The sequence below is a fragment of the Nocardia sp. NPDC059764 genome (assembly GCF_042732555.1).
In the GTDB taxonomy this organism is placed as follows: domain Bacteria; phylum Actinomycetota; class Actinomycetes; order Mycobacteriales; family Mycobacteriaceae; genus Nocardia.
Genome location: NZ_JBHWHH010000069.1, coordinates 1 through 22,583, shown reverse-complemented (window position 1 = coordinate 22,583; position 22,583 = coordinate 1). Strand labels below are relative to the sequence as shown.

The window sequence follows — 22,583 nt, the reverse complement described above, 5'->3', positions numbered from 1 at the left end:
ATGCCCGCCCACCGGATGCCGGTGGGCGGGCGTTTTCGTGTGTCCGGGATCAGAGCACGCCGTCGAGCTCGCCCAGGAGCTCGATGATGCGCTCGGCAGCCTTGCGGCGGCCCAGCCCCGCGACCGCGTGCAGCGCGGCGTCCAGCCGCTCGTCGCCCAGTGTCGAGCGGTGCAGGTCGAGGTGCCGGGTCCAGCGCATGGATGGATAGTCCTGGCGACCGAAGACCCGCTGCGACAACGCCAGCAGCTCCAGACCGCGATCGACCTCCGAGCCGGTGGCCAACAGGAAACTGCCGACCGCGCACGCCACCGAACCCAGCTGCGGCAGATCCCAGTACTGGCCCAGCTTGCGGACCGCGATATCGGCCAACTCGGCGGCCATCCGGCGGACCAGGTCCGCGCGGCCGTGCAGGAGATGCGCGTCGATGGTCACCGAGGCCAGGATCATGTCGCCGGGGCCCGGCACGGTGACGCTCTCCGGCCAGTCCAGCAAGGGCAGCACCTGCCGGAACCGGCGTAACCCGGTGTCGGTGTCGCCTTCGACGAGTTCGATTTCCGCGAGCGCGGCCGCCACCACGGCCAGCCGGTGATTCGGCTGGGTCACGGGGGCATCGACCGCGGGAATGCCGCCGTAGGAGCCCAACACCGGCTCCAATGCCCGCCGCGCCGCCGCCGGTTCGCCGGAACCTGCCAGCGCCACGGCCAGATAGCTGCGCATCTCGACGCTCTCGTCCCAGGCCCGGAGCTCCTCCATGAGCTCGACGGTCCGGCGGTAGTAGCCGACCGCCTCCGGGTACCGGCCCGACTGGCCGTGCAAGCTGCCCAGGTGCTGGGAGGTCATCGCCGAGTTCCAGATATCACGATCGGCATTGATGCGCATGGCGATCTCGGCGTCGCGGATCGAGCCGTACACGATGCCGTTGTTCTCACACAGGTTGGCGCGCAACAACAACGCCGTGACCTGGATCTGCTGATCACTCGACCGCGTGCCGTAGGCCAGCCGCCTGGCCAGCTGCATGGTGGTGTACGACCGCGTCACCAGTTCGCCGAGAAAACGGAACACCGGGCTCATCGGAGCGCCGGAGCTCAGGGTGCGGCGGATCCAACTGCGGACCGTCGCCACCTCGCGCAACTCGGGGTTGCCGAACAGCATGTGCAGGCCCAGCATCAGATTGCCCAGCACCTGCAGATCGGTCTCCGCGGCGACCGGCGGGCGAACGCGGGCCGGCACCGTCATGATCCGGCGCGACCAGCTGATCAACTCCATGTGCGCGCCGCGCAGCACCCACAATCCGGCCAGCACCGGGAACACCGTGTGAACTACAGCCGCGTCCCGACGCTCGACGGCGTGCCGCAGCACCGCGACCAGGTTGTCCTGTTCATCGGACAGGGTCAGCACGGTGGAGATCTGTTCGGGCGATTGATAACCGGCCACCGTCTCCACCGCGAAAGCCCTGGCCCACTCCGACATCCGGTCCATCAACGGACCGGCCTCACCGGTGAGGGCGAGTTGCTCGTCGCCGAATTCCCGAACCGTTTCCAGCATCCGGTAGCGGGTGCCGCCCTGTTCGTCCTCCAGCACCGTCAGCAGGGACTGGCTCACCAGACCGTCGACCGCCGTGGGGACATCGACGATCTCGGGTCCGGACAGCACTGTCTCGGCCGCGGCGAGGGTGAACCCCGCAGGAAATCGGCACAGCCGGCGCAGGGCGATGCGCTGCGGCTCGTCGAGCAGATTCCAGCTCCACTCGATCACCGCGTACAGGGTGCGGTGCCGCTGCGGCGAACTGCGATCACCGCTGCGCAGCAAGGTGAATCGGTGATCGAGGCGGGACTCGATCTCCTCCACGCTCATGGTGCGCACCCGCGCCGCCGCCAGCTCGATGGCCAGCGGCAGACCGTCCAGCGTCCGGCAGAGGCGGGCCACCACCTCGGGATCCAGCCGCACCGACGGGCGCACCGAACGGGCGCGGGCCTCGAACAGTTCGGTCGCGGGCGACCCGGCGGAGTCGATCGTCAACGGCGGCAACGGATACACCGCCTCGGCGGTGATCTCCAGCGGCGCGCGACTGGTGGTGAGCACGGTCAGCTGATCGCTGGCCCCAACCAGATCCGCCACCAGTTCGGCCACCGGCTCGATCAGGTGCTCGCAGTTGTCCAGGATGAGCAGGGTCGGCCGCACCGCCAGCGCCTCCCGCAGCCGCAGACCGATATCGCGGCCGCGCTGCTGGAGCAGTTTAGTGCTCTCCCGGCCCACATCGGTGACGCCGAGGGTGGCCGCGATGGCGACCTCGATCTCGGCGCGGGTGTCGGCCGCGCCCGCCGGATCGGCGCGCAGCGACGCCAATTCCACCAGCGCCACCGCGGTGTCGTGGGACAGGCGCGCGCCCAGCTCATTGGCGACGCGGGTCTTGCCGGTGCCGCCCGGGCCGAGCACGGTGGTCACCCGGGAGGTTCGGACCAACCGCTCGAGCCGTTCCAGATCGGATTCGCGGCCCAGCAAGGGATTCGGCGCGACCCGCAGGCCGATGGCGGTCTCCCCCACCGGTTCCCGCGCGCCCGCGGCGTGCTGCGCGCCCAGCACCCGGCGCAGGGAACGCACCTGTCCGGCGGTCACCGGTGTGTCGGCGAAGGCCGAGCCCGAATCCTCCTGCGCGCGAACCGCGATCTGCCCGGAGCCATTGCCGTGCCGGCGACCGAGGCGGTCGTGGCCCGCCGGGCTGGGCGCCCCGCCCTGGACCGGCGGATCGCCGTCATCGTCCGAATAGCCGGGGACCGCGATGATTCTCGTATCCGGTCCGCCGGGCAGTGGTTCGCCGCGCAGGATGGCGGTGTTCAGCGCCACCAGCGCGGGGCCCGGGTCCGCGCCGAGCTGGTCGACCAGACGGGTGCGCAGGGTGGCGAAGACGTCGAGCGCCTCGTTGACGCGGCCCGCCGTCGCCAGCAGGCGCATGAGGGCGGCGTGCGCGGGCTCGTCGAACGGGTCGGCGGCCACGGCGTGCTGGGCCAGTTCGATGGCGGCGGGCAGGTCGCCGATGGCCTCGCGGGCGGTCAGTTCCAGGGTGTCCAGGGCGCGGCGGCGGGTCGCGGCCTGGGCGGCCAGGTCCTCGGCGACCGGTCCGGGCGACAGGTCCGCGCCGGGTTCGCCGCGCCACAGGGCGCGGGCGGCGGCCAGCCGCTCCAGGCAGGCGGCGTGGTCACCGGCGGTATGGGCTTGGCGGGCTTGCCTTTCGAGGGACTGCGCCAGGCTCAGGTCGACCTGGTCGGCGGTCAGCATGAGCCGGTAGCCGGCCGGGCCGATCTCGAGCAAGCCGTCGGGCAGCGCCGAACGCAGTCGCGAGACCTGGGTGTGCAGGGCGTTCATCGGCGCGCGCGGCGGATCATCGCCCCACACCTCGTCGATCAGGGCCTGGGCGCTGCGGCTGCGGCCGGGGTGCACGGCCAGGGCCGCCACCAGCAGCCGGGCCCGGGCTCCGGGTACAGCGGTGAGCGCGCCGTCGCGGCGCAGGGCGATCTCACCCAGCAGTGCCACCAGGATCGAGTCGCCCACATCCGCCACCCGCGCGCTGCCCGCGCTGCTCGAACTGCCTTTTTCCGAATTCATTCCCAACCAATCGTAGGTGAGCGATCCCGCCACCGCCGGACGCGCCGGGCCACGAGCGCGGGTACCGGCTTACCCGAGCGACCGGACTCGCGGCCACCGGTTTTGCCGAGGGTCGGCCGTCGGCGGGCGGCAATATCTAGGCTCTGGGCATTGCCGAATTCGACGTACAGCAGGAAACGGTCATCAAGGCCGATCCCGCTCAGGTTCAGGCGCTCGCGGCAAGGACTTCGAGAAGGGCCTGGCCCAGCTCGAGGCCTGAGCCGCACCGCTGTCGAACTGGGCGGGCACGGCCCGCGCCCCTCGCATTAGGCTGCGGTGCATGGCTACAGCAGCACAGTGGATCGAGGGCGCGCGGCCGCGCACCCTTCCGAACGCCATCGCCCCGGTGCTGGCGGGCACCGGCGCCGCGGCCTCGATCGGCGGGTTCGTGTGGTGGAAAGCGGTGCTGTGCCTGCTGCTTTCGGTGGCGCTCATCATCGGCGTCAACTACGCCAACGACTACTCCGACGGCATTCGTGGCACCGATGACGAGCGGGTCGGCCCGCTGCGGCTGGTCGGCTCCAAGCTCGCCGGCCCGGCCGCGGTGCGCAATGCCGCCATCGCCTGCCTCACGATCGGCGCGGTCATCGGGCTGGTGCTGGTGTTCACCACCGCCTGGTGGCTGATCCTGGTCGGCGCGGCCTGCCTGGCCGGGGCCTGGTTCTACACCGGCGGCCGGAACCCGTACGGGTACAGCGGCTTCGGTGAGATCGCGGTATTCGTGTTCTTCGGCCTGGTGGCGGTGCTGGGGACCGAGTTCGTGCAGGCCGGGCGGGTCGACTGGGCGGGGCTGGTGTGCGCGGTGTCGGTCGGCGCGTTCTCCAGCGCGGTGCTGGTCACCAATAATCTGCGCGACATCCCCACCGACACCGAGTCGGGCAAGCTCACCCTGGCCGTGCGGCTGGGCGACGCCCGCACCCGCACCCTGCACCAGGTGCTGATCCTGGTCCCGTTCCTGGCGCTGGCCCTGCTGGCCTGGCGCAGTCCGTGGACACTGGCCGCGCTGGTCGCGCTGCCGCTGGCGGTGAAGGCCAATGAGCCGGTCCGGTCCGGCGCGAACGGGCCGGGTCTGATTCCCGCCCTCGCCGGAACCGGTCAGGCGATGCTGGTCTGGTCGATCGTGGTGGGCGCCGCGCTGGCCATCGGCTGACCCGCGCGGACGGTCCGCGGTGTTCAGTCCTCGTCGGGGACCAGGACGCCGAGCACCCAGTTCACCAGCGTGATGATGAGCCCGCCGAGCACCGCGGCCCAGAAGCCGTCCACTCGCAGGCCGTACTCCGTGGTCTCGGTGATCTTCGCGGTCAGCCACAGCATGAGCGCGTTGATCACCAGCAGGAACAGACCCAGCGAGACCACGATGAACGGGAACGAGAGCAGCTTGACGATCGGTTTCACGAACGTGTTCACGATCGCGAATACCACCGTGATGGCGGCGATCACCAGGATCTTGCTCTGCGTGGTGTCCTCTGGGGTCTTGATCTGAATATCGGTCACCCAGACGGAGGCCAGCCAGATGGCCACCCCGTTGATCAGCAGACGTATCAGTAGCGTCATGCCCCGATCGTAGGGCGAGATCGGCGCGGCGGCCGGATATCGCGTACCGGCCGGACGCCGACACCGGTCAGGCCGCGCGATCCAGGTAGCCGGTCACCGCGTCCCGCAGGGTGCGGACCGCGTCGTCGTCGCCGAGCAGGCGGCGGGTGACCGGGTTGGGCGCGCGCAGCACGGCCAGCACCATGTGCCCGGCCTCGATGCGGTCGGCCTTGCGGGCCAACGCCTCCCGCAGGGACAGCTCCACGATCTTCTTCGAGTCCGAGGTGAAGGGAATGTGGCCGCGCGGGCCGCCTTCCGCCCCCCAGTACTTGCGCCAGCGCGATCCCTCGGCGGGAACGGCCGCCTCGTCGAGGGCGTTCTCGCCGAAGGTCGCCTCGAGACTCTCCCGGACGGCGTCGAGATCGATGCCGATGGAGCGCAGGGCCTCCGCGTCCTCGGCGCCGAGCGGTTCCCCGGTCCGCTTGCGGGCCAGTGTCTCTCGCACGTCGTCGGCGGTGAGGCCGTGCGCCGCAAGGATTTCCCGCAGGCCGCCGTCCGGGCAGACCAGCAGTCCGAGCAGCATGTGCTCGACCTCGATGGTCGAGGAGCACAGGTCGCGCGCTTCCTCCTGGGCCAGGACGACCGCGGTGCGGGCGGGTTTGGCGAATCGTTCGAACATCAGCGGATACCGCCCTTCCGGTTGTACTTCTGGTGGACCGCCTGTCGGCTGACCTCGAGCGCGTCGGCGATGGCCTGCCAGGACCAGCCCTGGGTGCGGGCATTGGTGACCTGGATGGCCTCGAGTCGCTCGAGCAACCGGCGCAGTGCGAGCACCGCGCGGAGCCCGACCTGGGGGTCGGGGCTGCCGGCGGCGGCCGCCAGAGTCGTTGCTTCACTCATGCATGTCAATTTACGTTGACACCCTCGGCGCGTCAACGAAAATTGACATCAAGAAGGGGATGTTCGCCGTCAGCGGAAGGGGACGAAGGGGGCGTAGTCGCGCACGCAGCCGTCGGTCCAGTCCCACAGCTCGTCAGGGTCGGTCGGGATGCCGTTCTGCAGCCGCAGCCGCCAGCCGCCGGGCACCTTCTCCCACAGATCGCCGTCCCGGTCCTTGTAGAGACCGAACGCGGACGGCTCCCAGGCGTTGATCTTCGTGCCGCGCTGCGTGGTGACGGCGCTGCCGCGCGCCGATGAGATCGCCCATGGCCCGAATGTGACATTCACATCTCCGGCCGACCGCGGTTGCTGCCCCAACTCGACTCCCCATTTGTTGTTGTTTCAAACTATTGGAGCAGAACGGACCGCCCGGACCCCCGTCCAACGGGGACCACACGGGTATCCGTCGGCAACCGCGCGTGTAACTGACGGCCATACAAGTAAGGTCTGCCTAAATAAATGGATGGAGTACCTACGTTCGGCGAGTACATTCGCCGGCGCCGCACCACCGCGAATCTCACGCGCCCCCAACTGGCTTGGCTGGCCAACCTCTCGGTGCCCTACCTGACCAAGATCGAAGGCGGCGCCAACCCCTCCCGACGAGTCATCGAATCCCTGGCGACCGCACTCGAGCTGACGCCGGTCGACTTCGAGTACGCGCTCATGCTCGCCGAGGGCCCGCTGCCGAGCATCGAACCCGACCTGCCGACCGCGACCGACCAGGAGTACCTGAATCTGCTCAACCCCGCGATCGGCGCGTACATCAGCGGGCTGTGGGACATCGTCGCCGTCAACGCCGCGCACAAGGAGTTCTTCCCGGAACTGGCGGCCGGATCCAACTACCTGGAATGGCTGCTCTTCAATCCGATCTCCCGGACCGTCATGGTGAACTGGGACAACGAGGTTCGCATGGCGGTCGGCCGCTTCCGCATGCAGCTCGCCCGCACCGGCGAGGAGGAGCGCGGCGCCGAGATCCTCGAGCAGTGCCTGGCCGATCCGGACTTCGCGCTGCTGTGGCATTCCGACATGGTCGCGGTCGACCGTGGAGATCTCACCAAGTTGGTGCGGGATCCGCGCACACTGGCCATCACCGAGATGCGGATCAATATGTGGCGCACCCAATCCACGTTGCATTCGTGGCTGCTGGTGCTCGGCACGGTGGTCGATCGACCCACCGCGGTGACCCGTCCGGTCATGCGGCAGCGCCCCGAAACGTCAAGGGCTATTAACGCTTCCGAGGGGGGCGTTACCCCGCCGAGACGTGCGAAAAACGTTGCGCCGGGTAAGGATCCAATGCCCACAACCCCATTGCAGCAACTCAATAGCAAACTTGCCGGTGGGTGACCAACCGATATCGGCCGACCTGTCGTGCCGTGCGAAAACTAGCCCGACCAAGTGCCGGTAGCGATGAATTCGGTCAGCACCGCGGTCGGCTCGGCCAAGCTCAGCCCCTGGTCGGCAACCCATTCGTCATTGAAATAGGTTCCGGCATAACGGTCTCCGCCGTCACAGAGCAGCGTCACCACACTGCCGGTACGGTTCGCGGCGATCATCTCGGCAATCAGCGCAAAGGCCCCCCACAGATTGGTGCCCGTGGAGCCGCCCACCCGCCGGCCCAGCACCGTGCTCGCGTGCCGCGTGGTCGCCACCGAGGCCGCGTCGGGCACCTCGATCATGCAGTCCACCACCGTCGGAATGAACGACGGTTCCACCCGCGGCCGCCCGATGCCCTCGATCCGGGACGGCATATCGGTCTGATAGCCCAGGTCATCGAGCTCGTAACCGCCGTAGAACGCCGAGTTCTCCGGATCCACCACGGCCAGCCGGGTCTCGTGCCGCTTGTAGCGCAGGTAGCGGCCGATGGTCGCGCCGGTACCGCCGGTCCCCGCACCCACCACCACCCACGCCGGCACCGGATGGGTCTCCAGGGTCATCTGCTGGAAGATGGATTCCGCGATGTTGTTGTTGCCGCGCCAGTCGGTGGCACGCTCGGCATTGGTGAACTGGTCCATGTAGTGGCCGCCGGTCTCGGCCGCCAATCGCGCTGCCTCGGAGTAGATGTCGGGGGCGCGTTCGACCAGGTGACAGCGTCCACCCTGGGCCTCGATCAGGGCCAGCTTCTCCGGAGACGTCTTCGCCGGGACCACGGCCACGAAGTCCAGGCCCAGCATCTTGGCGAAGTAGGCCTCGCTGATCGCGGTCGATCCTGACGAAGCCTCCACCACCGTGGTGCCCTCGGTGACCCAGCCGTTGCAAATGGCGTAGAGGAACAGCGATCTCGCCAGCCGGTGCTTGAGACTGCCCGTCGGATGGGTGGATTCGTCCTTCAGGTACAGCTGAACGCCCCACTCCGGGGGCAGCGGGTAGCGCAGCAAATGCGTGTCCGCGCTGCGCTGGGAGTCCGCGTCGATGAGCCGGACGGCATTGTCCACCCAGTCCCGGGGTGCGCTGCGATCGCAGCGTTTCACTGCTCGCCCTTGCCCTGCAGCCTCGAGCGCAGCTGGTCGCGGTCCGCGCGGCGCTTGGCGTCCACGGCGGCGATGTCCCGGTTCACCTGGGTCCGCAGCTTCTTGAACAGCACCAGCGACAGCGGCATCGCGATGAGCAGCGCGAACAGCAGGGCGACGATGAGGGGAATGGACACCTTCACCGCGGCGGCGACGCCCACGATGATCGCGGTGATGACGGCGACCAGCCCGAGCCGGGCCACCGTGTAGAGGGCCAGATTGCGCGCCAGGCTACGGCCCGCACCGTCGGGTCGGGTTGCTTCACTCACGCGGTCCAGACTAGGCGACGGCGGATCGGGAAACGGCCGCGACCCTCGTCCGCCCAGGTCAGACAGGCCAACCGGTCTGTATGTCGCTAGCCGTTCGCTGTGGCGCGGCCAAACGTGACCGTAAACACATAACGGATATCCGTTTTGTCTATTACTTCCTCTTTACCAAAGCGAGACCGTTCGAACACCCGGGGGGTGCAGTGCAACGATGTCGCTACTGATGAGGGATCTGTCGAAACGGAAAGGTTTGCGAATGACTGCGTTCACCGCGGCGAGCCGCGCATTGGGTTCCGTCACCGGTCAGGACACCCTGCTCACCCCAGGCCAAGTCGCTGCCATGTTCCATGTCGATCCGAAGACCGTGACCCGGTGGGCTCACGCGGGTCGGCTCGGCTCCCTGCGGACTCCGGGCGGTCACCGCCGGTTCCGGGAGTCCGAAGTTCTGCAACTCCTGCGGTCCCTCACCACCGAGGCCCGCGTGTAGCACCGATTTTCACGGATTACCGCCCGCTTCACGTGCCGCGGGTACGCGCTCGGATTACCCTCGAAGTCAGGAGGTGAGCGACGTGGCGTACCTGTTGGCACTCATCGCGGTAGTGACCGTCGCGATGCTGTGCTGGAAGGCCTTCGGACCCCAGCGATCGGCCGGCACCGGCCCAGCACCCGCTCGGCGCAACCGCATTATCGGTCCCGAAGACGATCCGGATTTCCTAGCCAGGCTCTCCCGAGAGCATCGCGACGGCGAATCCACCTGATTCACCGAAGTTCCGCCAATGAAGTAGCCATAGCGATATATGTGACCATCCCCCGTGGAACCGCTTCGGCGCAGCCCACGGGGGATCGTCGTTTTTTTCCGGGTCTGGTCCGCCCCCGACACGCGCATACTGGGGCAGTCCGGTTTCACAGCGGGGCCCATCCGGAGGTGCCTGATGGAGCGTGAACAGAACCTGTCGCAGGACGCCCGGCGCAAAGCCGGGGACGAACGAGCCGCCGCACGGCGGGCCGAGCGGCACGGGCAACTATCGGACATGCACCTGATCCGTGAGGAATCGGGCGCGGACTACGAGCCGCTGACCCGGGGTCAGGTGCGGATGACCGACGTCGAACTAGGCGAGTACGAGCCCGGCTGAGCAAACCCTCAGTGGCGGAGGGCGTCCTCCTCCGCCTTGCGGCGCAGGTTCTCGGCGACCTCGGCCTCCCAGGCCTCGTTCGCCTTGGTGGTGTCGACCTCGAACTCGAAGCGCTGCACCGACTTCGGGTCGATGTCGGCGACGTCCACGTAGAACTGGTCGTACCAGCGGCGCAACTGGTAGACCGGGCCGTCCTCCTCGGTCAGCAGCGGGTTCTCGATCTTGGACTTGTGCTTCCAGATCTCGACGTCCTGCAGGAAGCCGTCGCCGATGCCCTTGGTCATCTTCTTGGCGATCTTGTCCGCCTGGGCGTCGTCCACACCCTGCGGCTTGCGCACCGACATGCCGTACTGCAGCACGAAGGCGTCCTGCGAGATCGGGTAGTGGCAGTTGATCAGCACGGTCTCGAGCTCGAAGCCGCTGTAGTTGTTGATCAGCGGATTGACCATGTACGACGGGCCGAAGTACGAGGCCACCGACTTCAGGGTGGAGTCGCCGCCGTACTGGGTGGCCATGCCCTTGTCCGGGCGGGCCGTGGAGTCCAGGTACTGGGTCGCGATGTGGCCCTCGAAGACGTTCTTGAAGTACGTCGGGTAGGCGTAGTGGATGTAGAAGAAGTGGGCCATGTCGACCACGTTGTCGATGATCTCGCGGCAGTTGGAGCCCTCGATGATCATGGACTCCCAGGTCCAGTCGGTCCAGCCGTCGCCGATCGTCTCCAGGCCGTTGCCGTCGGCGTCGGTGAACGGGCCCTCGATGTAGGGGATCGTCACCTCGTCGGTGGGCGGGTTGCCCTCGTGGTCGTGCCACACGAACAGCTGTCCGTTGCGCTCCAAGGTGATCCATGAGCGCGTGCGGGCCAGCGGCGGCACCCGGCGGGCATAGGGGATGCCGGTGCACTTGCCGTTGCCGCCCCAGCGCCAGTCGTGGAACGGGCAGGCGATGGAGTCGCCCTTGACCTCACCCATGCTCAGATCGCCGCCGAGGTGGCGGCAGTACGAGTCGAGCACGTGCAGTTCGTTCTTGCTGTCGGCGAAGATCACCAGCTTGGTCCCGAAGGCCGAAACCTGGTGCGGCTTACCGTCGCGGAACGTGCCGGCCAGTCCGAGGCAGTGCCATCCCCGCGCGTACCGCGAGGGCGCCTCGCCCACATCGATCTCGCGCACCTTACGAACCCGGGCCTCCGGCGTCACTGCCATCTCGAGCTCCCCTTCACTGAAAACTAGAACGCGTTCTAATCACTGTCGCTTAATACCGTACAGCGCAACAGCACTCAGGGGTAGTGCCAGCACGAAGAAGGCCCCGGCACGGATGCGCCGGGGCCTTCGAGAACAGCGGGATCAGTTCAGTCCGGCATACGAGTGCAGGCCGCTGACCACGATATTGATGATGAAGAGGTTGAAGAGCATCGCGACGAAACCGGCGATGTTGATCCAGGCCGCCTTGGTGTCGCGCCAGCCGGAGGTGGCACGGGCGTGCAGATAGGCGGCGTAGAGGACCCAGGCGATGAAGGAGCAGGTCTCCTTCGGGTCCCAGCCCCAGAAGCGGCCCCAGGCCGCCTCGGCCCAGATCGCGCCCAGGATGACGCCCGCGCCGAAGATGGGGAAGCCGATGATGGTGGTGCGGTAGGCCAGGCGGTCCAGGAGCTGGGCGTCGGGGAGACGGCGGGCCAGCTGGCCCCAGATATTGTCGGCCTCCGCGCCCGCGGGCTGCCAGATGCGGAACAGGAACAGCAGGCTCGCGATACCCGAGACCAGGAAGACGCCCGAACCGATCGAGATCACGGTGACGTGGATCGGCAGCCAGTAGGACTTCAGGGCGGGAACGACGGGTGCCGCGTCCACGTGCAGCTTGGTGCCCGCCAGGAACAGCAGGATCAGGACCGGGGTCAGCAGGAAGGACCACATGCCGCGGTAGCGCTGATCGTTCAGCAGGACCAGGCCGAGCAGGACCGCGGCGGCACAGGCCATCGAGATGAACTCGAACATATTGCCCAGCGGGAAACGGTGGGTCGCGAAGCCGCGCAGGACGATCGAGGCCACGTGCACGCCGAAGCCGACGAACAGGACCGCGAAGCCCATATTGCCGAGCCGCTCCGAGAAGGGGCGGCCGGCGCCGCGGGACTCCACCTTGCCGGGCGCGTTCGGCGCGGGCGGCTCGGAACCGCCACCGGCGGTGACCAGTTCGCGGGTGGTGGTCGGCACCGTACGGGTAAGGGCGAACTGCCAGACCAGCATGATCCAGACCAGCGCGTAGATCACGACGGCCGATTTGAATCCGAGATCGCTGTAGGAGGCGAGATTCTCGTCGATCGGCATTACTTCTCTCCCGTCAGCAGCCGCTCACGCAGGCGGTCGAACTCGCCGCCCCAGCCGGCCTGGTCGGTGCGGGCCAAACCACCCATTTCTACTACGGTACGTCGTACACCGTCGGACGCCTCGCCGGGGTACACCCGCAACCAGATGCGACGGCGCTTCACCAACAGCGACACCAGCAGGCCCGCCATCATGGTCAACGCCGACACCAGCACCCACTGCTGCGCCGGATCGTGCGAGACCTGCAGGTTCACGAACTCTTCCGCGCCGTCGAAGGTCACCTTGGTGCCGTCGGACAGGGTCGCGGTCTCCCCCGGCTTCAGGTTCACCCGCTGTTCCTTCACCAGGCGTCCCTGCTTGATCATCTCCGGATCCAGCGCGAACAGCGACTGCGCGCGGCCGGTGTCCAGACCGGTGTCGCCCTTGTAGATGTCGATCGCCACCGCGGGATCGTTCATCGCCGGATACCGCGAGGTGAGCAGCTGGCCGTGCATGAGCGCGGTCGGCGCGAACAGGCCCTGGATCGCCACCTGATGCTTGCGGCGCTCCTCCTCGCTCGGATACATGCCGCCCGGCGGATCGACGCGCAGCACGCCCGAGGACAGGAAGGTGGAGGCGTCGTCCGGCTTCCACTGGATGGCCTCGGTGCGGGTCTGCCCGTTCGGGAAGGTCACCGTGAACTTGGGCGCGAAACCGTGGCCCTGCAGGTACACCCGGTCACCGGCGACGCGCAGCGGGTGATTCACCTGGATGGTGGTGTCGTTCCATGTCCCGGAGGCCAGGTCGGCGCCGGTCTGGTACTGGATGTTCGAGGTGAACATCGCCGCCTGACCGTTCTTCAGGTAGTCGGCCTTGAAGTCCTTGACCCGCACGCACATCGGGGTCAGCCCGGTGCCGTCGTTGACATTGCCCGCGCGGAACGAGTCGAACACGGCGGGCGAGGTGGTGCAGAAGCCGGGGCCGTCATTGGCGAGCACCACGACATTGCCCTCGTAGCCGAACAGCTTGCCGATCGCGATCGCCGCCAGCAGGCCCACCAGGGCGAGGTGGAAGACCAGGTTGCCGAGCTCGCGGGTGTAGCCCTTCTCCGCGGACAGGGTCAGCTCCCCGTCGCGATCGCCCGGCTGCACCACCGTGCGCCAGCCGCGCATCTGGCCGCGGGCCCGGTCCAGCACCTGTTCCGGGGTCTCCGCGTCGGTGCCGGACCAGTGGTGCGGCAGCCGGAACAGGTTGCGCGGGGCCCTGGTCAGCGGCGCACGCAAGGCTCGGTAGTGGTCCACGCAGCGCGGCAGGATGCAGCCCACCAGCGATACGAACAGCAGCACGTAGACGGCCGTGAACCAGAAGCTGGAGAACACGTCGAACAGCTGCAGCCGGTCCATCCACGGACCCAGGGTCGCGCGATTGCGGATGTAGTCGTCGACCTTGCCCGCGTTGAGGCTGCGCTGCGGCAGCAGCGCGCCCGGAATGGCGGCCAGGGCCAGCAGGAACAGCAGCATGAGCGCGGTGCGCATGCTGGTCAGGCCGCGCCAGGTGTTGCGGAGCAGACCGAGGACGCGGCGCGGCGGCGACTGACGCGGCGGACGAGCGGGGGCGCTGGGGGTTTCGATGGTGGCAGTCATGTCAGATCGGCAGGGTCACATTCGAGACGAAGGCGTCGCGGACCCAGGAGACGAACACGTCCCACGATCCGGTCACCAGGGCGATGCCAACGGCCACCAACAGCAGCCCGCCGGTCACCTGGATGGTGCGGGAATTACGGCGCAGCCAGCCGACGGCCCGCAACGCGGTCGCCGAGCCGAACGCCAGGATGATGAACGGCAGCCCCAGGCCGAGGCAGTAGGCCACGATCAGCGCCACGCCGCGCACCGCGGTGGTGCCCTCGGTGCCCGCCGACACCGCCATCACACCGGACAGCGTCGGGCCCAGGCACGGGGTCCAGCCGAGCGCGAACACCGCGCCCAGCAGCGGAGCCCCGATGAGGCCGGTGAACCGGCGCGGCTCCATGCGGGTGTCGCGCTGCAGCATCGGGATCAGGCCGATGAAGGCCAGACCCATCACGATGGTCACCACGCCGCCGACCCGTTGCAGCAGTTCACGATTGAGGGTCAGCGCCTGCATGGTGCCGAACACGGTGGTGGCGGCCAGCACGAACACGACGGTGAAGCCCGCCACGAACAGCGCCGCCGCGCCCGCCACCCGCAGGCGCGCCGAATTGCGGCCCGCCACGGCGGTTTTCGCGCTCCGCGCCGACTCCACCGTCACCGGCGGGGCCTCCGCGCCGACCACGCCCGCCAGATACGACAGGTAGCCGGGAACCAAGGGCACCACGCACGGCGAGGCGAACGACACCAGGCCCGCCAGCAGGCACGCGCCCAGCGCGAGCAGCAGCGGTCCGGAGGCGGCGGTCTGCTGGAACGAATCCCCCACGCTCGCCAGGTAGGTCACGTGATTCACTGCTCGGCCGCCAGTCGATCCACCACCGGCCGCAGGTCCTCGGCCAGCAGGCTGCGCAGGAACACCGCCGCCACCCGATGCTGCTTGTCCAGCACGATGGTGGTGGGGATGACGCTGGTCGGGAACTTGCCGCCGAGCGCGAGCAGGCTGCGCATGGCCGGGTCGTAGATGGAGGGGTAACCGACCTTGTTGTCGGTCACGAAATCCTGGGCCTTGTCCTTCTGGTTGTCGCGCACGTTGATGCCCAGGAAGGCGACGCCGTTGTCCTTGGTCGCCTCGTAAACCTGTTCCAGCGCACCGACTTCCGCGCGGCACGGGCCACACCACTGGCCCCAGATGTTGAGCACCACGACCTTGCCGGGGAAATCGTCCACCGCCGTGGTCTTGCCGTCGTGCATCAGATCCGGGCCGGACAGCTTGCCGATGGTGCCGCGCGCGGACGGCGGATCGTAGAAGATCTCCGTCTTGCCGCCCGGCGAGACGAAATCGAAGGTGCCGCCCTGGGCCACCGCGTCCTTGCCCGCCGTCGTGCACCCGGCGAGCAGGGCCACCACGGTCAACCCCGCCAGCAGGCCCGCCACCCGCCGCAGCGGGTGACGGACGAACGCGGACCGGGACGCGATGGCGCGGCTCATGCCCCGGTCACCGTGGGATCGGAGGCGCCGGCGGGCTCCGAGTAGACGATGTCGATCAACGTATCGCCCTGGTAGACCAGGGAAGTCAGCGACGCCAGCGAGCACTGCCGGTTCCGCGGGTCGTGCCACAGGCGCTGCCCCTGCAGGAAGCGGCGCAGCGTCCACACCGGCAGCTGATGCGACACCAGCACGGCCTCGCGACCGGCGGCCTCCACCCGCGCTTTGTTCACCGCGGCCAGCATGCGGTGCGCGATCTGCAGATACGGCTCACCCCAGGACGGGGTGAACGGGTCGCGCAGCTTCCACCAGTGGCGGGGCTTGCGCAGCGCGCCGTCACTCGCCGAGACCCGCAGGCCCTCGAAGGTGTTGCCCGCCTCGATCAGATTGTCGTCGGTGCGGATGATCAGGCCGTGGCCCTCGGCGATCGGATCCGCGGTCTCCTGCGCGCGCTGCAGCGGCGAGGCCACCACCAGCGCGATGTCGTGATCGGACAGCGAACGCGCCACGGCCTGGGCCTGCGCGCGGCCGGTCACCGACAGCTGGAAACCGGGCAGGCGGCCGTAGAGGACAGCGTTCGGATTGTGGACCTCGCCGTGACGCATGACGTGGACGATCGTCTCCACGTCGCTGGCCACGTCACCGGGGAGGACCAGGCCGCCGCCGGTGCCGGAGGCCGGGGCGGGAACCTCGGTGTCGGCGACGGTGAAGTCGGATTCCGCGACGACGGACTCGTCGGTCCGGGGATCGACCTCGACGACGATCTCGGACGAGAACGCGGCGGGGGCGGATTCCACGGCCCCGGCGGTCGCGGGCACCACAGCTTCGGTGATCGCGGGCTCGACAACCCCGGCCGTCGCGGACGCCACAGCCTCCGCGGGCGCGGGCTCGACGACTCCGGCGGTCGCGGGCGCCACAGCTTCGGTGATCGCGGGCTCGACGATCTCGGCGGTCGCGGGCGCCACAGCCTCCGCGGGCGCGGGGACCACCGGCTCGGCGGGCACCTCGGCCCGGGCGGCGGCGAACTGCTCGGCGGCGGCGACCGCGGCCTCGAAGACCGGCTCGGGGTCGTCGGCCACGACCACGCCGGAATCATCGGATTCCGTTGCGGCGGGCCGGGGTTCGGCCACCGGGGTGGTCACGTCACCCGCCGGGGCGACAGCGATGTTCTCACCGGTCTCGGCGAGTTCGTCCTCGGCTTGGCGGATGGAGTCCAGGAGGCGGGTGGCCTCTTCGGCGGAGAGAGGAGCCTCGTGCTGGGCGGGGGCGGGTACGCCCGAGTCGGGGTGGACGGAGCTCACGCGGCGGATCCTTCGGGAGTGGCGGCCGCCGCGGCGCGCGCGGCGGCGGGGAGGGCGGCGGCGATGCGGTCGAACGCGTCCTCGTCGAGAGCGGCCGAGACGAACCACGCTTCGAAGGCGCTCGGGGGCGCGTACACACCGGCATCCAGCAGCGCGTGGAAGAAGGCTGGGAAACGCCAGGTCTCGGCGGCCTTGGCGGCGGCGTAGTCGGTGACCGGGTTCTCGGCGAAGAACACGCTCACCATATTGCCCGCGAATTGCACCCGGTGCGCGACGCCTTCGGCGGTCAGCGCCTCGGTGAGCAGCCCGCCCAGACGCTCGGAATTCTTGTTCAGGGTGGCGTACACCGACTCGTCGGCGGTGCGCAGCGTGGCCAGGCCCGCGGCCACCGCGACCGGGTTCCCGGACAGGGTGCCCGCCTGGTAGACCGGGCCGAGCGGGGCCAGGTGGTTCATGATGTCGGCGCGTCCGCCGAACGCGGCGGCGGGCAGGCCGCCGCTCATCACCTTGCCGAAGGTGTACAGGTCGCCGGCCACGCCGTCGATGCCGAACCAGCCCGAGTGGCTGACCCGGAAACCGGTCATGACCTCGTCCATGATCAGCAGCGCGCCGTGCTCGGTGGTGAGCCGGCGCAGTCCCTCGTTGAAACCGGGGACCGGCGCGACCGCGCCCATATTGCCCGCGGCGGCCTCGGTGATGACGCACGCGATCTCGCCCGGGTGGGCGGCGAAGGCGGCGGCCACGGCCTCGAGGTCGTTGTAGGGCAGCACCAGGGTGTCGGCGGCCTGGGCGCCGGTGACGCCGGGCGAGGTGGGCAGGCCCAGGGTGGCGACGCCGGAGCCGGCGTCGGCCAGCAGCGCGTCCACGTGCCCGTGGTAGCAGCCGCTGAACTTCACGATCTTGGTGCGGCCGGTGAAGCCGCGGGCCAGCCGGACCGCGCTCATGGTGGCCTCGGTGCCCGAGTTCACCAGGCGGACCCGGTCGACCGGAGTGACCCGGGCCGCGATGACCTCGGCGAGTTCGATTTCGGCTTCGGTCGGCGCGCCGAAGGACAGACCGCCGGTGGCGGCCCGCTGCACGGCCTCGACGACCACCGGGTGCGCGTGCCCGAGGATCATCGGGCCCCATGAGCACACCAGGTCCACGTAGTCGTTGCCGTCGGCGTCGGTCAGCGTGCACCCGCGCGCGGAGGCGATGAACCGCGGCGTGCCGCCCACGGAATTGAACGCCCGCACCGGCGAATTCACGCCGCCGGGAATGACCGCCGCGGCGCGTTCGAAAAGGTGGGCTGAGACCGGGACCGACGCCTGGCTCACACGCGGAGAAGAACTCACGGCACCCAGTCTCTCAGCCGCCCCCGCCTCCGTCGACGACAGGGTGTAGTCGAGTGGCTCTTCCCACAGCCAACCCGACATCTTCGCACCCTGGATCGAAGCGCGCATCTCGACGGCCGACGGCTGAGATCATGGGAGCCGGCGAGCGGGTCCTCGATGACGCGGATCCGAGCAACACGCCGAAATGAGATTCGGACAACGTAATTCGCTACTAGATAGCTGATGCGTAAGGTCTCGACGTAGGAAACGGCTTCGGAGAGAGGGCGGGACGTATGCGGGTCGTTCGGTTCGGGGTAGGGATCATCGCGGTGGCGGCCGGTCTGGCCGCCGCGCCCGGGGTGGCGCAGGCCGGGGTGCCGCTGGTGCAGATCGACCAGGGGCGGGTGGGGGTGGCGCTGTCGCATCAAGAGACGGTCGCCATCGCCGATGGGCCCTTACCCGCGGTAGTCAGCATATTCGTGCCGTTGAGCCGGATGGGCGCGGGCCTGGAGCCCGACACCACCATCTACAAGGACGACAAGGGCGGCGTACACGCCTCCCTGCGTCAGGTGATGATGGAGGCCGCCGATCATCCCGACGGCACGGTGACCCTGTTCGTGAACCTGCCCGGCACCAAGGGCGGTCGCGTGCTGGATGTTTACCAGAACTGGAATTGAGGCGGAGACGGCGGCGCGGTCTGCGGTCGCGCCGCCGCACCCTCCGCTACGGGAGCGGAATCCCCAGACAGAACGCCGCCCATCCGGTGGACAGCAGGCAGTTCAGCGGGGGCGGTAGTAGGTCTTGCCAGGATGTCGCCACCAGCGGTGACCGGTAATCCGGGACGGTATCGACCGGGGCCGCGGCGGCCGGAGCCACGACCACAGCGCCGACGAACCCCGCGGCCAGCACCGCGGGGGCGATGCGTTTCACGAGTTCTGTGCGCTTCATGCCGATGATTCTCCGCGCCGGTCCGAGGCAGACCGAGGCGAAAACCGACTTCGCACCCCTCAATACGGCGTGTCGGACCCGGCTCGCCGAGCGCGAACCGCCCGCGCGGTCCCGTCGATCAGCGACAGTCCGGCCATGATCACCAGCGCCGCGGACCCCGCCAGCCAGGGCCCGACGTAGCGGGTCGCACCGAATGACGGCGCCTCCCCCTGCGCCTTGAACACCGTGGTCTGCACCCCGTGCCGCCAGCACCACACCGCCGCGACGGCCAGCACCGGCACCAGCACGATCTCGGCCGCTATCGTCAGCCACCGCATCACAGCGCCTCCCGAGGCTCGTCGTCGGTCCCACGCGGGCGACCCAAGGCCTCGGTCAGCGCCGCGCGCAGCGTGACATGGTCACGCGCCCACGCCTGCACCAGCCGACCGTCGGTCAGTTTCAGGCCGATTCCCTTGCGCCGCCGCGGTACTCCGGTCAGCTCGCCCAGCGCCCGCGCGGACTGCCAGTCCTCATAATCCCAGGACTCCTCGTCGTCTTCGGGCAGCACCTCGGCGATGTCGCGCAACGGCACCACCTCGGTGCCCTCGCGCAGCTGCTCGGGGGTCAGCTCGACACTGATGTGCCGCTTGCCCGCGATCACCTGCAACCAGACGAACCCGGCCAGCAGCACGGCGCAGAAGGCGAGCCCGAACCAGTGGATGTCACCGCCGCGGATCAGCTCGATGCCCAGGATGATCGCGCACATCGCGGGTCCATAGGCGATGGTCCGCCAGCGCGCGCCGGGTTCGGAGAACAGCACGGCCCCGGGGGCGTTGATGGCCTCACTCATAGGTCGAGCGTAAAGATCGCGGAACGACTCAGTGGGCCAGGCCCGGAATCAGGAGTACGGCGAGGGTCAGCAGACCGAAGAGGAACAACAAGCTCAGCACCGCGACATCGCGCCGCAGGCTGTGCGGCTGCTGGATCACCACTCGCATCGTTGCCTCCGCCTTCCCGGCGCCGCACACCCGAGCACAACGCCCGGGCCCGGCTTCCGGTTCCCGAAATACCTGTGACTGCCCTCACCATAACGCGTTGACACCCGCGTAACAAACTCGGCGGTAACCTAGCGCGGTCCCGGCCGGAAGTAGGCCTCGGATTCGCTTCGGTAGCAGAGGAATACGGCCCCGCCGGCGAGTACCGCCTGGACGATGCCCGCGCCGCCCGCGACCAGCGCGGCCACCCCGCCCTCCTTGGCGCCGACACCGAACAGCGTCGCCGCCGCGCCGAGCACCAGGAAGATGCCGAAACCGGTGAGAACCGCACGGGCCCAGTTCTTTCCGCGCCCCAGCTGCCACACCACCGCCACCCCGGCTCCGGACAGCACCAGCCAGAACACCGCGACCAGCACGAACACGACGGCGGCCCAGACCTCCACCTGCGCCAGGGTGATCGCCGGTTGCTGCTCCTTCATCTGGTCGAACATCTGCTGCGCCAATTCGTTCCGCTGCCCGAACTGTGCGATCAGCGAGGCGATCAACTGCACCAGTCCGACCCCGAGCGCGGCGTACCAGAGCTGACAAGCCGTGCCGACGTCTTCGGGCGCCGGACGCGCCGGATCGTTCGGCGGGACCATGGGATTCACGATCAGAGCTACTCGTTCCGGTTCAGGACAGCCAATGCGCGGCCTCGGTGGCCCAGTAGGTGAGCACCATGTCCGCGCCCGCCCGCCGGATCCCGAGCAACGATTCCAGGATCGCGCCCCTGCGGTCGATCCAGCCGCGCTCGGCGGCCGCGGTGATCATCGCGTACTCGCCGGAGATCTGATAGGCCGCCACCGGCACCGTGGACCGGTCCGAGACCTCGCGCAGGATGTCCAGATACGACATGGCGGGCTTCACCATGACGATGTCCGCGCCCTCGAGCAGATCCAGTTCCAGCTCGCGGATCGCCTCCCGGCGGTTGGCCGGATCCTGCTGGTAGGTGCGCCGATCGCCCTGCAGCGAGGAGCCGACGGCCTCCCGGAACGGGCCGTAGAACGCGGAAGCGTACTTGGCCGCGTAGGCGAGGATGGCGGTGTCGGTGTATCCGGCGGCGTCCAGGCCCGCGCGGATCGCACCCACCTGGCCGTCCATCATGCCGCTGGTGCCGAGCAGGTCGGCGCCGGTCGCGGCCTGCGCCAGCGCCATCTCGACGTAGCGGGCGAGGGTGGCGTCGTTGTCGACCGCGCCGTGCTGGTCGAGCACGCCGCAGTGGCCGTGGTCGGTGAATTCGTCCAGGCAGGTGTCGGCCATGACGACCGTCGAGTCGCCGACCTCGGACACCAGCGCGGACAGGCCGCGGTTCAGGATCCCGTCCGGGTCGCTGGCCCCGCTCCCCTGGGCATCCTTGTCCTCGGGCTTCGGCACGCCGAAGAGCATGAGCCCGCCCACGCCCGCGGCCACGGCTTCGGCGGCCGCCTTGCGCAGCGAGTCCATCGAATGTTGGAAAACGCCTGGCATGGAGGAGATCTCACGCGGTTCGCCGATACCGTCGGCGACGAACATGGGCAGAATCAGGTGCCGCGGCTCCAGGCTGGTCTCGGCGACGAGCCGACGCATGGCGGGAGTGCGGCGCAACCGCCGAGGGCGGTCCATTCCGGTCATGCTCGCATGATATGCCCGGCTCGCGACCGGGGTGCGCGCGCCTCCGACGCCGGGCCCGGCCGGCTACCAAAGTCATTGTGAGCAGCCGTTTTTGTCAGTGGGTCCGAGTAGAATCGAAGATGTGTTCGAAGGGATCGCGCCGCGTTCGACGGCGCGATCCCGGATCGCGACGGGAGGATTGGCCGTGCTCGCAGCCGTTACCAGCATGTCCGGCAAGGTGAACCGGGGCACCGGGGTTCCGAAGAAGGGGGAGGTCATCGATCACGCGTGGCGGCCGCTGGCCAAGCAGCCGCTGCCGGCGGGGCGGCCGCGCACGTGGTACGTCTCGCACAATCGGCGATTGAAGGCCATGCGGCTGGCCATCGCGCTCCTGGATTCCGGGTCCTTCGGGCCCGACCAGGCCACCAACGAAAAGATCAGGGAGACAGCCGAAGTCATCGGCGTGCATCAGCCCTCGGATGCGACCTGCCGCATGGTCCGCCGCCTGATGGCGGCCCAGCGCTGACCGCCGGGCGGCTCCGCTGAGCGCGGCGGAGGCCTGCCGACGTCCCCACGACCGGACGCCGGCGAGCCTCCGCCGCACATGCCGGGTGCTAGGAGTTCAGGCAGCCGGTCTGGGTCGATCCCGGCGTGCCGGGATTACTCGAACCGCTGGTCAAGCACTTCAACAGAGTCTGCAGCACGGTCGCGGCGGGAATGCCGGACGAGCTGACCCCCGGCGCGTCGGCGACCGGCGCCGCCGCACTCGGGGCCTCGGCGAGAGCCGCCGCTGGGGACAGGCCCGCGCCCAGCGAGATTCCACACATCGCGATCAGGCCGACTGTTACACGCTTCATGAATGTTCACCTCTCGAAGATCGAATATCGAATGCAGCGTAGGCATTTCGCTTCCGGATGAAACGACGCCATTTACTTGGGCATCCACCCGGCGAATGCGAGAAGCCCATGGAGTCACCAGGATCGAGGATGGCGA

The 22,583-nt window shown here is 68.8% G+C and carries 27 protein-coding genes; 7 read left to right on the top strand and 20 right to left on the bottom strand.

The annotated features are described in order from the left end of the window. Nucleotides 1–49: 49 nt before the first annotated feature. Nucleotides 50–3,604 (bottom strand): BTAD domain-containing putative transcriptional regulator, encoded by a 3,555-nt coding sequence (locus tag ACFV4K_RS17420; RefSeq protein WP_379275915.1) that lies wholly within the window; start codon nucleotides 3,602–3,604, stop codon nucleotides 50–52. 319 nt (nucleotides 3,605–3,923) lie between these two features. Between ACFV4K_RS17420 and ACFV4K_RS17415 the strand changes: the two genes are divergently transcribed. Further along, complete coding sequence (locus tag ACFV4K_RS17415; RefSeq protein ID WP_379275913.1) at nucleotides 3,924–4,793, top strand: 1,4-dihydroxy-2-naphthoate polyprenyltransferase; 870 nt, start codon at nucleotides 3,924–3,926, stop codon at nucleotides 4,791–4,793. 23 nt (nucleotides 4,794–4,816) lie between these two features. On the opposite strand, the gene ACFV4K_RS17410 is transcribed toward ACFV4K_RS17415, so the two are convergent. The 4 genes from ACFV4K_RS17410 to ACFV4K_RS17395 form a co-directional block, all read right to left on the bottom strand. Further along, nucleotides 4,817–5,197, bottom strand: a complete 381-nt coding sequence (locus tag ACFV4K_RS17410; RefSeq protein ID WP_379275911.1) for a phage holin family protein — start codon at nucleotides 5,195–5,197, stop codon at nucleotides 4,817–4,819. A 67-nt stretch (nucleotides 5,198–5,264) separates the two neighbouring features. After that, complete coding sequence (locus ACFV4K_RS17405) at nucleotides 5,265–5,855, bottom strand: Clp protease N-terminal domain-containing protein (RefSeq protein ID WP_379275909.1); 591 nt, start codon at nucleotides 5,853–5,855, stop codon at nucleotides 5,265–5,267. After that, the gene (locus ACFV4K_RS17400) at nucleotides 5,855–6,076 is read right to left on the bottom strand and encodes a helix-turn-helix domain-containing protein (RefSeq protein ID WP_147207290.1); all 222 of its coding nucleotides are present in this window, start codon (nucleotides 6,074–6,076) and stop codon (nucleotides 5,855–5,857) included. Before ACFV4K_RS17400 ends, ACFV4K_RS17405 begins: the two co-directional genes overlap by 1 nt. A gap of 69 nt (nucleotides 6,077–6,145) precedes the next feature. Continuing rightward, nucleotides 6,146–6,403 (bottom strand): hypothetical protein, encoded by a 258-nt coding sequence (locus ACFV4K_RS17395; protein ID WP_379275907.1) that lies wholly within the window; start codon nucleotides 6,401–6,403, stop codon nucleotides 6,146–6,148. A gap of 171 nt (nucleotides 6,404–6,574) precedes the next feature. Here ACFV4K_RS17395 and ACFV4K_RS17390 point away from each other — a divergent pair, with 171 nt between their 5' ends. Next, nucleotides 6,575–7,459: a helix-turn-helix domain-containing protein gene (locus tag ACFV4K_RS17390; protein WP_379275905.1), complete on the top strand. Its 885-nt coding sequence runs from the start codon at nucleotides 6,575–6,577 to the stop codon at nucleotides 7,457–7,459. A 38-nt stretch (nucleotides 7,460–7,497) separates the two neighbouring features. On the opposite strand, the gene ACFV4K_RS17385 is transcribed toward ACFV4K_RS17390, so the two are convergent. Then, nucleotides 7,498–8,583 (bottom strand): PLP-dependent cysteine synthase family protein, encoded by a 1,086-nt coding sequence (locus ACFV4K_RS17385; RefSeq protein WP_379275903.1) that lies wholly within the window; start codon nucleotides 8,581–8,583, stop codon nucleotides 7,498–7,500. Further along, nucleotides 8,580–8,891, bottom strand: a complete 312-nt coding sequence (locus tag ACFV4K_RS17380; RefSeq protein WP_357091000.1) for a DUF4229 domain-containing protein — start codon at nucleotides 8,889–8,891, stop codon at nucleotides 8,580–8,582. Before ACFV4K_RS17380 ends, ACFV4K_RS17385 begins: the two co-directional genes overlap by 4 nt. Before the next feature lie 253 nt (nucleotides 8,892–9,144). On the opposite strand from ACFV4K_RS17380, the gene ACFV4K_RS17375 reads away from it, so the two are divergent. From ACFV4K_RS17375 to ACFV4K_RS17365, 3 genes are all read left to right on the top strand, one after another. Beyond that, a complete protein-coding gene (locus tag ACFV4K_RS17375; RefSeq protein ID WP_213559159.1) occupies nucleotides 9,145–9,375 on the top strand; it encodes a BldC family transcriptional regulator in 231 nt (76 codons plus the stop codon). 82 nt (nucleotides 9,376–9,457) lie between these two features. Then, nucleotides 9,458–9,646: a hypothetical protein gene (locus ACFV4K_RS17370; RefSeq protein ID WP_357090998.1), complete on the top strand. Its 189-nt coding sequence runs from the start codon at nucleotides 9,458–9,460 to the stop codon at nucleotides 9,644–9,646. Nucleotides 9,647–9,820: 174 nt separating this feature from the next. Further along, a complete protein-coding gene (locus ACFV4K_RS17365; protein WP_357090996.1) occupies nucleotides 9,821–10,021 on the top strand; it encodes a hypothetical protein in 201 nt (66 codons plus the stop codon). 8 nt (nucleotides 10,022–10,029) lie between these two features. Here ACFV4K_RS17365 and ACFV4K_RS17360 read toward each other — a convergent pair whose 3' ends face one another. The 7 genes from ACFV4K_RS17360 to hemL all read right to left on the bottom strand — a co-directional run bounded on the left by ACFV4K_RS17360 (nucleotide 10,030) and on the right by hemL (nucleotide 18,060). Next, nucleotides 10,030–11,220 (bottom strand): Rieske 2Fe-2S domain-containing protein, encoded by a 1,191-nt coding sequence (locus ACFV4K_RS17360; RefSeq protein WP_379275900.1) that lies wholly within the window; start codon nucleotides 11,218–11,220, stop codon nucleotides 10,030–10,032. A gap of 141 nt (nucleotides 11,221–11,361) precedes the next feature. Then, the gene (gene ccsB, locus ACFV4K_RS17355) at nucleotides 11,362–12,339 is read right to left on the bottom strand and encodes a c-type cytochrome biogenesis protein CcsB (RefSeq protein WP_379275898.1); all 978 of its coding nucleotides are present in this window, start codon (nucleotides 12,337–12,339) and stop codon (nucleotides 11,362–11,364) included. Beyond that, on the bottom strand, nucleotides 12,339–13,958 hold the full coding sequence (locus ACFV4K_RS17350; protein WP_379275896.1) for a cytochrome c biogenesis protein ResB: 1,620 nt from the start codon (nucleotides 13,956–13,958) through the stop codon (nucleotides 12,339–12,341). The genes ccsB and ACFV4K_RS17350 overlap by 1 nt, the downstream gene beginning before the upstream one ends. 1 nt (nucleotide 13,959) lies before the next feature. After that, complete coding sequence (locus tag ACFV4K_RS17345) at nucleotides 13,960–14,784, bottom strand: cytochrome c biogenesis CcdA family protein (RefSeq protein ID WP_379275894.1); 825 nt, start codon at nucleotides 14,782–14,784, stop codon at nucleotides 13,960–13,962. Between the two features lie 5 nt (nucleotides 14,785–14,789). Continuing rightward, nucleotides 14,790–15,428, bottom strand: coding sequence for a TlpA family protein disulfide reductase (locus ACFV4K_RS17340; protein WP_379275892.1), 639 nt, complete (start codon nucleotides 15,426–15,428; stop codon nucleotides 14,790–14,792). Further along, complete coding sequence (locus ACFV4K_RS17335; protein ID WP_379275943.1) at nucleotides 15,425–16,030, bottom strand: histidine phosphatase family protein; 606 nt, start codon at nucleotides 16,028–16,030, stop codon at nucleotides 15,425–15,427. The genes ACFV4K_RS17340 and ACFV4K_RS17335 overlap by 4 nt, the downstream gene beginning before the upstream one ends. A gap of 692 nt (nucleotides 16,031–16,722) precedes the next feature. Continuing rightward, entirely contained in the window at nucleotides 16,723–18,060 is a 1,338-nt protein-coding gene (hemL, locus tag ACFV4K_RS17330) for a glutamate-1-semialdehyde 2,1-aminomutase (RefSeq protein ID WP_379275890.1), read from the bottom strand. A gap of 272 nt (nucleotides 18,061–18,332) precedes the next feature. Here hemL and ACFV4K_RS17325 point away from each other — a divergent pair, with 272 nt between their 5' ends. Then, on the top strand, nucleotides 18,333–18,716 hold the full coding sequence (locus ACFV4K_RS17325) for a hypothetical protein (protein WP_379275888.1): 384 nt from the start codon (nucleotides 18,333–18,335) through the stop codon (nucleotides 18,714–18,716). 46 nt (nucleotides 18,717–18,762) lie between these two features. Here the strand turns inward: ACFV4K_RS17325 and ACFV4K_RS17320 are convergent, their stop codons facing one another. The 5 genes from ACFV4K_RS17320 to hemB form a co-directional block, all read right to left on the bottom strand. Next, entirely contained in the window at nucleotides 18,763–18,987 is a 225-nt protein-coding gene (locus tag ACFV4K_RS17320) for a hypothetical protein (protein ID WP_379275887.1), read from the bottom strand. Between the two features lie 59 nt (nucleotides 18,988–19,046). Continuing rightward, on the bottom strand, nucleotides 19,047–19,304 hold the full coding sequence (locus ACFV4K_RS17315; protein WP_379275885.1) for a hypothetical protein: 258 nt from the start codon (nucleotides 19,302–19,304) through the stop codon (nucleotides 19,047–19,049). Further along, the gene (locus tag ACFV4K_RS17310) at nucleotides 19,304–19,816 is read right to left on the bottom strand and encodes a hypothetical protein (protein ID WP_379275883.1); all 513 of its coding nucleotides are present in this window, start codon (nucleotides 19,814–19,816) and stop codon (nucleotides 19,304–19,306) included. The genes ACFV4K_RS17315 and ACFV4K_RS17310 overlap by 1 nt, the downstream gene beginning before the upstream one ends. A 276-nt stretch (nucleotides 19,817–20,092) precedes the next feature. Continuing rightward, nucleotides 20,093–20,602: a hypothetical protein gene (locus ACFV4K_RS17305; protein ID WP_379275941.1), complete on the bottom strand. Its 510-nt coding sequence runs from the start codon at nucleotides 20,600–20,602 to the stop codon at nucleotides 20,093–20,095. A 31-nt stretch (nucleotides 20,603–20,633) separates the two neighbouring features. Continuing rightward, a complete protein-coding gene (gene hemB / locus ACFV4K_RS17300; protein WP_379275882.1) occupies nucleotides 20,634–21,611 on the bottom strand; it encodes a porphobilinogen synthase in 978 nt (325 codons plus the stop codon). A 184-nt stretch (nucleotides 21,612–21,795) separates the two neighbouring features. Between hemB and ACFV4K_RS17295 the strand changes: the two genes are divergently transcribed. Continuing rightward, nucleotides 21,796–22,116 carry a hypothetical protein gene (locus tag ACFV4K_RS17295; RefSeq protein WP_379275880.1) on the top strand — a complete coding sequence of 107 codons (321 nt, stop codon included), beginning with the start codon at nucleotides 21,796–21,798 and terminating at the stop codon, nucleotides 22,114–22,116. Between the two features lie 88 nt (nucleotides 22,117–22,204). Here ACFV4K_RS17295 and ACFV4K_RS17290 read toward each other — a convergent pair whose 3' ends face one another. Then, on the bottom strand, nucleotides 22,205–22,447 hold the full coding sequence (locus tag ACFV4K_RS17290) for a hypothetical protein (RefSeq protein WP_379275878.1): 243 nt from the start codon (nucleotides 22,445–22,447) through the stop codon (nucleotides 22,205–22,207). Between the last annotated feature and the right edge of the window lie 136 nt (nucleotides 22,448–22,583).

Excerpts from the sequence above, each read along its gene's own strand:
- ACFV4K_RS17320 (WP_379275887.1), bottom strand. The coding sequence starts at position 18,987 with ATGAAGCGCACAGAACTCGTGAAACGCATCGCCCCCGCGGTGCTGGCC.
- hemB (WP_379275882.1), bottom strand. The coding sequence starts at position 21,611 with ATGACCGGAATGGACCGCCCTCGGCGGTTGCGCCGCACTCCCGCCATG.
- ACFV4K_RS17335 (WP_379275943.1), bottom strand. The coding sequence starts at position 16,030 with ATGCGTCACGGCGAGGTCCACAATCCGAACGCTGTCCTCTACGGCCGC.
- ACFV4K_RS17350 (WP_379275896.1), bottom strand. The coding sequence starts at position 13,958 with ATGACTGCCACCATCGAAACCCCCAGCGCCCCCGCTCGTCCGCCGCGT.
- ACFV4K_RS17325 (WP_379275888.1), top strand. The coding sequence starts at position 18,333 with ATGCGGGTCGTTCGGTTCGGGGTAGGGATCATCGCGGTGGCGGCCGGT.
- ACFV4K_RS17410 (WP_379275911.1), bottom strand. The coding sequence starts at position 5,197 with ATGACGCTACTGATACGTCTGCTGATCAACGGGGTGGCCATCTGGCTG.
- ACFV4K_RS17305 (WP_379275941.1), bottom strand. The coding sequence starts at position 20,602 with ATGGTCCCGCCGAACGATCCGGCGCGTCCGGCGCCCGAAGACGTCGGC.
- ACFV4K_RS17400 (WP_147207290.1), bottom strand. The coding sequence starts at position 6,076 with ATGAGTGAAGCAACGACTCTGGCGGCCGCCGCCGGCAGCCCCGACCCC.
- ccsB (WP_379275898.1), bottom strand. The coding sequence starts at position 12,339 with ATGCCGATCGACGAGAATCTCGCCTCCTACAGCGATCTCGGATTCAAA.
- ACFV4K_RS17375 (WP_213559159.1), top strand. The coding sequence starts at position 9,145 with ATGACTGCGTTCACCGCGGCGAGCCGCGCATTGGGTTCCGTCACCGGT.
- ACFV4K_RS17415 (WP_379275913.1), top strand. The coding sequence starts at position 3,924 with ATGGCTACAGCAGCACAGTGGATCGAGGGCGCGCGGCCGCGCACCCTT.
- ACFV4K_RS17290 (WP_379275878.1), bottom strand. The coding sequence starts at position 22,447 with ATGAAGCGTGTAACAGTCGGCCTGATCGCGATGTGTGGAATCTCGCTG.
- ACFV4K_RS17315 (WP_379275885.1), bottom strand. The coding sequence starts at position 19,304 with ATGCGGTGGCTGACGATAGCGGCCGAGATCGTGCTGGTGCCGGTGCTG.
- ACFV4K_RS17390 (WP_379275905.1), top strand. The coding sequence starts at position 6,575 with ATGGATGGAGTACCTACGTTCGGCGAGTACATTCGCCGGCGCCGCACC.
- ACFV4K_RS17365 (WP_357090996.1), top strand. The coding sequence starts at position 9,821 with ATGGAGCGTGAACAGAACCTGTCGCAGGACGCCCGGCGCAAAGCCGGG.
- ACFV4K_RS17405 (WP_379275909.1), bottom strand. The coding sequence starts at position 5,855 with ATGTTCGAACGATTCGCCAAACCCGCCCGCACCGCGGTCGTCCTGGCC.
- ACFV4K_RS17360 (WP_379275900.1), bottom strand. The coding sequence starts at position 11,220 with ATGGCAGTGACGCCGGAGGCCCGGGTTCGTAAGGTGCGCGAGATCGAT.
- ACFV4K_RS17340 (WP_379275892.1), bottom strand. The coding sequence starts at position 15,428 with ATGAGCCGCGCCATCGCGTCCCGGTCCGCGTTCGTCCGTCACCCGCTG.
- ACFV4K_RS17420 (WP_379275915.1), bottom strand. The coding sequence starts at position 3,604 with ATGAATTCGGAAAAAGGCAGTTCGAGCAGCGCGGGCAGCGCGCGGGTG.
- ACFV4K_RS17310 (WP_379275883.1), bottom strand. The coding sequence starts at position 19,816 with ATGAGTGAGGCCATCAACGCCCCCGGGGCCGTGCTGTTCTCCGAACCC.